1 rRNA gene is annotated in these 372 nt (G+C 50.5%); it reads right to left on the reverse strand.

The window, feature by feature from the left end:
* A 16S ribosomal RNA gene (locus tag J3477_RS25995) occupies window positions 1-372 on the reverse strand; the annotation flags it as partial.

Consider the following 372-nt stretch of genomic DNA (forward strand, 5'->3'; position numbering starts at 1 on the left):
ACTCCGGCTTCATGTAGGCGAGTTTCAGCCTACAATCCGAACTGGGACAAGTTTTTGAGATTTGCTCCACCTCACGGTCTTGCGTCTCTTTGTACTTGCCATTGTAGCACGTGTGTAGCCCTAGACATAAGGGGCATGATGATTTGACGTCATCCCCACCTTCCTCCCGGTTAACCCGGGCAGTCTCGCTAGAGTGCTCAACTAAATGGTAGCAACTAACAATAAGGGTTGCGCTCGTTGCGGGACTTAACCCAACATCTCACGACACGAGCTGACGACAACCATGCACCACCTGTCTTCCTGTCGATACCAAAGGTACCGACTTCCCCGGTTAAGGGTAATTCAGGAGATGTCAAGTCTAGGTAAGGTTCT

The sequence above is a fragment of the Clostridium zeae genome, from assembly GCF_017312485.1.
GTDB lineage: Bacteria > Bacillota > Clostridia > Clostridiales > Clostridiaceae > Clostridium_AR > Clostridium_AR zeae.